At 56.1% G+C, this 7,390-nt stretch carries 8 protein-coding genes and 1 pseudogene; 4 read left to right on the forward strand and 5 right to left on the reverse strand.

The genetic code is table 11. The features are described 5' to 3' along the window. The 3 genes and pseudogenes from ABX962_RS25095 to ABX962_RS25105 all read right to left on the reverse strand — a co-directional run. Positions 1-293 (reverse strand): annotated as a pseudogene (locus tag ABX962_RS25095) (glucosidase); the annotation flags it as partial. A 142-nt stretch (positions 294-435) separates the two neighbouring features. After that, positions 436-1,629 carry a phosphoglycerate kinase gene (gene pgk / locus ABX962_RS25100; RefSeq protein ID WP_372723392.1) on the reverse strand — a complete coding sequence of 398 codons (1,194 nt, stop codon included), beginning with the start codon at positions 1,627-1,629 and terminating at the stop codon, positions 436-438. Between the two features lie 248 nt (positions 1,630-1,877). Then, a complete protein-coding gene (locus ABX962_RS25105) occupies positions 1,878-2,987 on the reverse strand; it encodes a prenyltransferase/squalene oxidase repeat-containing protein (protein WP_372723394.1) in 1,110 nt (369 codons plus the stop codon). 235 nt (positions 2,988-3,222) lie between these two features. Between ABX962_RS25105 and ABX962_RS25110 the strand changes: the two genes are divergently transcribed. The 3 genes from ABX962_RS25110 to thiS all read left to right on the forward strand — a co-directional run bounded on the left by ABX962_RS25110 (position 3,223) and on the right by thiS (position 5,198). Next, entirely contained in the window at positions 3,223-3,786 is a 564-nt protein-coding gene (locus ABX962_RS25110; RefSeq protein ID WP_372723396.1) for a hypothetical protein, read from the forward strand. 211 nt (positions 3,787-3,997) lie between these two features. Next, entirely contained in the window at positions 3,998-4,993 is a 996-nt protein-coding gene (locus ABX962_RS25115; protein WP_372723398.1) for a sugar phosphate isomerase/epimerase family protein, read from the forward strand. A gap of 1 nt (position 4,994) precedes the next feature. Next, positions 4,995-5,198: a sulfur carrier protein ThiS gene (thiS, locus tag ABX962_RS25120; RefSeq protein ID WP_372723400.1), complete on the forward strand. Its 204-nt coding sequence runs from the start codon at positions 4,995-4,997 to the stop codon at positions 5,196-5,198. A gap of 45 nt (positions 5,199-5,243) precedes the next feature. Here thiS and ABX962_RS25125 read toward each other — a convergent pair whose 3' ends face one another. Further along, on the reverse strand, positions 5,244-5,423 hold the full coding sequence (locus ABX962_RS25125; RefSeq protein WP_372723402.1) for a hypothetical protein: 180 nt from the start codon (positions 5,421-5,423) through the stop codon (positions 5,244-5,246). A gap of 402 nt (positions 5,424-5,825) precedes the next feature. On the opposite strand from ABX962_RS25125, the gene ABX962_RS25130 reads away from it, so the two are divergent. After that, on the forward strand, positions 5,826-5,984 hold the full coding sequence (locus ABX962_RS25130; RefSeq protein ID WP_372723403.1) for a hypothetical protein: 159 nt from the start codon (positions 5,826-5,828) through the stop codon (positions 5,982-5,984). Positions 5,985-6,201: 217 nt separating this feature from the next. Here ABX962_RS25130 and ABX962_RS25135 read toward each other — a convergent pair. Further along, the coding region (locus tag ABX962_RS25135; RefSeq protein WP_372723405.1) for an FAD:protein FMN transferase at positions 6,202-7,390 on the reverse strand (1,189 nt) is incomplete at its 5' end.

The raw sequence follows: 7,390 nt of genomic DNA on the forward strand, positions 1-7,390 counted from the left end.
CCGGTGACCCCGAACAATCGCTCTTTCAGAATCGGATCGCGTCCGTTCCACAATCCGACGGAAAAGCACAGCCGGCACTGGCGGTCACAAACACCCAGCAGCCCGTCTTCGCCCCAGCGATAGGCCCGGCTGCGGGCATGATCGTGTGGAAAGTAACTCCAGGTCGCATCGCCTCCTTCGCTGTAATCCTCGCGAACGGTTCCCCATTGCCGCTCGGACAGATACGGCCCCCAACGATGCCAATTCTGCTGGCGTCGTTGAGACTGAGTCAAGCGTTCGTCTTCAGCAGTCATGCCAAGTCCCAGGCGGAGGAGTGAGGAGTGAGTTGGAAGTTGGGAGACAAGGAGAGTGGGAGTGGGAGTGGGGAGAGATTGTTCTGTCGACTCCTTCTCCTCTTCTGCCCCCTCTCCGTGTCTCCCCCTCTTTTTCTCTTGCTTACGCTTCGTCGAGCAGATCGACGGCAGCGAAGCGTTCCCCCTCGAGCATCGCAAGGCTCGCGCCGCCACCGGTGCTGACGTGGCTGACCTGGTCAGCGAAGCCAAGTTGATCAACCGCAGCTGCACTATCACCGCCTCCGATGATGCTGGTTGAATCGCTGTCGGCTACCGCTTGCGCGACTGCTTTGGTGCCCGCGTCCATCGGTGGTTTTTCGAACACGCCCATCGGGCCGTTCCAAACCACGGTCTTGGCGTTCTTGATGATATCGGCATAGATTTTGGCGGTTTCCGGACCGATATCGAGTCCTTCCATATCGTCGGGAATTTCGCCAGCCGAAACGACTTTTTTGTTGCATCCGGCGATGTTGCCAAAATCGTCGCCACAATGTGTATCGACGGGCAGCTGTAGTTTATCGCCTCCCTTGGCCAGCAACTCTTTTGCCAATTCGACCTTATCTTTCTCGACCAAGCTGTTGCCAACTTTGCCGCCTTGTGCCAACGAGAAGGTGTAAGCCATTGCACCGCCGATCAACACGGTGTCACAGATGCCGAGCAGATTGTTGATCACGTTGATTTTGTCGCTAACTTTGGCCCCGCCCAAGATTGCCACAAACGGACGTTCGGGGTTGCTGATCGCGTCGGTCAGGTAGGCGATTTCTTTGGCGACCAAGTGGCCGACCACGCGAGGCTTGCCGGCCATTGCTTCGGGAACAGCAACCATCGAGGCGTCTTTGCGGTGACATGTTCCGAAAGCGTCGTTGCAGTAGATGTCGGCCATCGCGGCCAATTTGCCTGCGAATTCGCTATCGCCCTTCTTTTCGCCTGGATTAAAACGTAGGTTTTCCAACACGAGCACGTCACCATCGGCCAGCTTGCCTGCTTTGCTGGTCGCATCGTCGCCAACGGTGTCGGCAGCAAAGGCGACAGGTTTGTCGAGCAGCACGGCCAATTGTTTTGCCGCAGGCGCCAAGCTGTATTTGGCGTCGTCGCCCTTGCCTTCGGGGCGTCCCAAGTGGCTCATCAAAATCACTCGGCCGCCACGATCGATCACGCTCTTGATGCTCGGCAACGCCATGCGAATGCGGCGGTCATCGGTGATTTGTTGATTTTCGTCGAGCGGGACATTGAAGTCGACTCGCATCAACACGTTCTTACCCGCTACGTCGACTTGATCGATTGTCTTTTTCGCCATGGCCTATTCTCTCAGTTCCCGAAAAAATGAATTGGTGATTCTACGAGCTAATTAGCCCGCGATTATCAACAAACCATCCGGGGTGTCGAGTAGACAAGGGTTTGGCGAACCGCTCGCCCGCGGCAAGCGATCACAACCACGCCGCGTTTTATGGCAGACAGCCCGCCATCGCACCGCTGCGATGGCGGAGCAGAAAGACCTCCGTTGCCGCATCGGTGGGACGGGCGACGAATCAAACCAAGGCCGCTTTATTCGCGGCAATAGGCCAGTGCCAGCAATGCATAGGCGGTGACGAGTTGACGATCCCCTTCCATCCATCGCTCGCTCTGCTTGTTGACCCACGATCCATCGGATTGTTGCTCGGCAATCAAATGATCGGCTAACTCTTCACGCCAAGGGTGTGGGGTTCCCGAAGCGTCGTCCAAGACTTCGACATCGGCCGCATCAAGAGCTTTGGCGAACGTGTGGTAATAGTAATACAGCCCAGCTTGCCCCATCCCCGGGTTCGAATCGAGCGAATAGTGCTTGCGAATGAAGTCCATGGCGGCCAACACGCGAGGGTCATCGGCGGACACGCCTGCGAAGATCATGCTTTTTAAGCCGGCGTAGGTCATCGAGCCATAGCTTCGCAGCCCGCCCCCTTCGGCTGCGCCCGCTTGGCTTTCACCGCCCGCGGCAGGAGTGTAATAGAAGCCTCCATCGTTGACTTCGTCGGCATGCGGTGTGTCGTTACCTTCGTTGGCCAAGTTTTGCGAGCGAACGACGAACTTCAACGCTTTCTGCAACGATTCATCGTCCGCTTCGTTGCCGAGATCGCGAAGGGCATCGATGAAGAACGAGGTGTTCGAAAGGTCGGGTCGCTTGTGACTTCCATAGCCCGCGCCACCGTAGCTGGGGTCAGACGATTCGATGCCTTCGCCTTCATCCCACTGCAACCCTTTCAAAAAGGTTTCGGCGCGTTTCAGTGCACTGTCGTACCGGCCATCTTTGTTCGCCCGCACCAAGGCGCCGATGGCGACGGAGGTTTCGTAGTTTTGGTGCGACGAACCGGTGGCGTAAATTCCGCCGTCGGTTTGAAATTTCGATGAAATAAACGTCAGCGCCTTCTGGATCACTGGATCGTTGATCGCTTGCGGACGATGCTGCAGAATCGCGTTGACGCAGAGGGCGGTAACGGCAGCGCCGGTCTCGCCGCTGAAGGAACCGTCGTCGGCTTGCCCTCGATTTTTCAGGAATTCAATTCCCTTGGCCGCCGAACGCTGAATCTTGGCATCCAGCGGTGTCTCGGCCAAAACCGGGGAAATCGCGGAGAAAACCGTCGTGGTGAAACAAAACAGACCTGCAAACAATCGCATCATGGGTGGGGACTCGTCCTAAGAAAGTGGGTAGCGAAAGGGTGGTAGGCGGTTCCACCGGAATAACCGGTATCGACCGCACTACTGACTCGTTCATTTTATCTGGTGGGTTCAGATCGATGCAGTTTATCGGCCTCGATTTCCGAACCAATGGATAGGTGTTTGCAATTTTGGGGCCAGAGCTGCCGAATTGCAGCCTTCTTCTTCCGCCGTAACCACGACGAAGCCCCCAAATCCCATGCCCTCGTACCGCTGGAAACGAATCGAGAAGCTGAATCAAGTCGATCGCATTCGACTTGGTCGCGATCGGATTGCCAGTGGCGAGCCGACTGCCAGTGGCGAGCGGTTCGCGGGGAAGGCTTCGGCATCGCAGCGAGTGGGGCTATCACGAGAGGGCCAAATCCCAGAGGGATTGTCACGAGGTGACTTTTTCGCGAGCTATCGCGTTGACGCGGCACACGATGTGGCTGCCGAGGCAACCGGCACGTCGGCTGTGTCGGTGTCGCCGTCGGTAAAACATCCCAACGCGAAGCCCCAAATCATCTCGGAAACCTCGCCCCAGGAGCAGTGGTTGGGACTGCAGGCGGCCGATTTGATCGAACGGCTGCAAGCTTGGGAATCGGACCTCGATGCTCGCGAAGCACAACTAAACTCACGTGCGGCACTACAAGAGCACCGCGAGCGGCAATTCCGACTCGAACGACAAGCCGCTTCCACCGACTTGGCCGAACAAACCCGCGCCGTGCAGCGGCTGCACGCCGACTTAAAGGCCCAAGCCCGTCGGCTTGCCTTTGAGGGCTAATGCCCAAACGCGAGAATCGCTCGACGCCGCAATATCCTTTATTCTTTCGCGGTCTCCCCTGTTCTTGATCGTGGGGTGATTCTTGGGATGGTTGCGGTCATCCGCCCCCCAAGCGCACAATGGGATGACGGATTTCTCTATAATCCAGTCCTTCGTTGTCAAACGAATCCCAAACCCAGCTCCCCAACCTATTTTACGGAGATTTTTCGCGATGGCTCGACCCGTTACGCTTTTCACCGGCCAGTGGGCCGACTTGCCGATTGCAGAAATGGCCCGCATGACCGCCGAATTCGGTTATGACGGGATCGAATTAGCGTGCTGGGGTGACCATTTCGAAGTCGACCGCGCGATCGCCGAAGACGATTATTGCGACAAGCATCGCAAGTTGCTCGACGACGCAGGGCTACAATGCCACGCGATCAGCGCCCACTTGGCTGGCCAAGCGGTCTTGGACACCATCGACGCGCGGCACAAATCGATTCTGCCCGACTACGTATGGGGCGATGGCGATCCCGCGGGCGTCAACGAGCGGGCTGCGGAAGAGCTGAAGAACACTGCACGCGCGACACAAAAATTTGGCGTCGAAGTCGTTAACGGTTTCACGGGCAGCAGCATTTGGCACTTGCTGTATTCGTTCCCCCCTGTGCCTCCGAGCATGATCGATGACGGCTTTGCCTTGCTCGCCGAGCGTTTCAATCCGATCTTGGACGTGTTCGGCGAGTGTGGAGTGAACTTTGCCTTGGAAGTGCATCCCACCGAAATCGCTTTCGACATCCACACCGCCGCCCGAGCCCTCGAAGCACTCGATCATCGCAAAGAATTCGGATTCAACTTCGACCCCAGCCATCTGATTTGGCAAGGGATTGATCCGGTGCAGTTCATCCGCGCCTTCCCCGACCGCATCTACCACGTTCATATCAAAGACGCGATTGTGACGCTTGATGGCCGCAGTGGTATCAATTGCAGTCACCTGAACTTTGGTGATTCACGACGCGGTTGGGATTTCCGCAGCCCGGGCCGTGGTGGTGTGAACTTTGAAGAGATCATTCGTGCATTGAACGAGATCAATTACGCCGGACCGCTTTCAATCGAATGGGAAGATTCGGGAATGGAGCGAACCTTCGGTGCCAAGGAAGCTTGTGCGTTCACCAAGAAGCTCGACTTCAGCCCGAGCAATGTTGCCTTTGACGCCGCTTTTGACGGTTAACATGATTCAAATCAAAGTCAACGGCGAGAGCGTCGAAATCGAATCGTCGATGAGTGTCCAGCAGTTATTGGAGACCGTCGATGTACCGCCGAACTATTTGGCGGTCGAAGTCAACGCGGATGTCGTGCCTCGCGAAGACTATGCGTCCACGATGGTGAACGACGGCGATGATGTCGAAGTCGTCACCCTGGTCGGTGGCGGCTAAAGAGCGATTTCAATCAACCAATCTAAAACCGCGGTGCTCGCTGAATTACAGCGACATCGCGGTTCTTTTTTGAGTGACCGATTCTTGCAACGTTTGCATGTTCGCAGCGCGAAGCGGTTTGACCAGATAATCCTTGACCACCGGGAACTTGGCCATCTGCTGCTTATCGAACTCTTGATCCGAGGTCGTCAGCACGATCGGCGAGGCAAGCACGTTTTCGTTCACGGTGCGTTTTGATGAACCGCAAGCGGTTGCTCAACGCTATTTTTCCCGGCTGAAACAAATCAACGAAAACGCGACGGTTTGTTTCATACGAATCAAAGCCGAGATTGAACCTGGGGCAAATCAGCGTGCGGATGAGATTCACCTGCTGCGTGCGAATTGGAATCCACACGCCAATTGCAAGCCGCAATCCAAAACGCGGCGGGAGTCGCCATTATTGCCACCGATCCACAAGGAACGATTGTTGTTTTCAATGACGCTGCATAGAAAATGTTGGGCTACAGCAAGGACGAAATGATCGACCAAGCGAACCCAGACGTGTTTCATGATGGCACGAAGTGCTGGCACGCGCAAACGAACTGAGCGAAGAATTCGGATGCGAAGTGCCCGCGGGATTCGAGGTCTTTGTCATCAAGACGCGTCAATCCGAACGAGCTCAGCGAAGACGCCAAACTGTACATGTCCTACATCATCGACGGTGGCCGCCGCATGCGAACACTGATCCAAGACCTGCTGGCCTATTCGCGAGTGGAATCCGCACGGCGCGGGCAATCACTCAAGTAACGTGATTCAGGCACACGAAGACGCCTGTTGTGTGAGCTAAGGAAGGCCAGAACCAATGCGGGCGTAAAAGAGTTCTGACCTTTTCGACCAATCACGAAAGTCTTGACGACTTCCGCGACGAGTTCTTCCCCGTCACTGAATGGTCCAACGGTCCTAAAGTAGCTACGTTCGCCAGAGCGAGGATTTCGGCCGACTGGTGACGGCAACTACAATTGCATTAGGATTGTGCGGCGTCTTTTTTGGCTTGACCTTCTTGCATCTGCTCGCGGAGCTCCTGGCAGGCATCCGAGGGGTTGCTGCACAACGAACAACTGACGCTGCCGTCGTCGTTCTTCTTACCCGCCAAACCGCCGCACGAACCGCTGATCGATTTGCGTCCGAAGATCACGCCGATTGCCATCGCGCTCAGGATGATTCCGAATCCGATTAAAGTAATGATCAACGTGGGAAGCATGCGCGTGTACAGCGAGGGCTGTTCGTTAGAGGAGGCATCGGTCGTGGGAACGGGATCGGCGATCGTGGTCGCGTCGGGCTCGGCTGCATACGGTGAGAGCGAACCTGTACCAACACGCACAAATTCGTCTCCGCGGCGACGGATGACTAAGACATCCAAGTCTTGCTCAGCTGCCACCTTGATCCCTTCGTCGGCGCCCAGCACGTTGATGGCGGTCGCCCAACCATCGGCCTTCATGCACGTGTCGGCGATCACCGAGACCGAGGCCAAATCGTGATCGATCGGTCGACCGGTGCGAGGATCAATGGTGTGTGAATAACGCTTCCCGTCCACTTCGAAATAAATGCGATAATCACCCGAGGTGGCCATCGCTTGATCAAGGATTGGATGAGCCGCGGCCAGCGACATCGCGTCGCCATCGGCGCCTTGCGGATTTTGAATTCCGACTTTCCAAGGCTGTCCATCTTTGGAACCTGAAACACGAACTTCGCCGCCGATTTCAACAAACACATTTTCGGCACCGAGATCCGCCAACCGCTCGACGACACGGTCTACCCCATGCCCTTTGGCGATCGAAGAGAGATCGACCTTCAGCGAGGGAACCGACTTTTTCAGCGCCGGTGGGTCGTTTCGAACCGCCAATTTTTTGTAGCCAACCGATTCACGCAGGCTGGTGATCACTGCGTCGCTGGGAATTTCGTTGGTTTTGGGATCGGGACCAAAACTCCATACGTTGACCAACGGACCGATTGTGACATCAAAGGCACCTTCGGTGGCTTCAGAGATTTGCAGTGCAGCGCTAACCACCTCAGCTGTTTCCTCGCTGACGTCAAACCAATCGGTTGAGTCCGAGTCGTTAAAACGACTGATCTCGGACGACTTCAAGTAGGTCGACATTTGATCGTTTACCTCGCGAAGCTCGGCATCGACCTCGATCGCAACGTCCGACTCA

Origin of the sequence: Novipirellula sp. (assembly GCF_041583735.1) — a bacterium.
GTDB lineage: Bacteria > Planctomycetota > Planctomycetia > Pirellulales > Pirellulaceae > Novipirellula.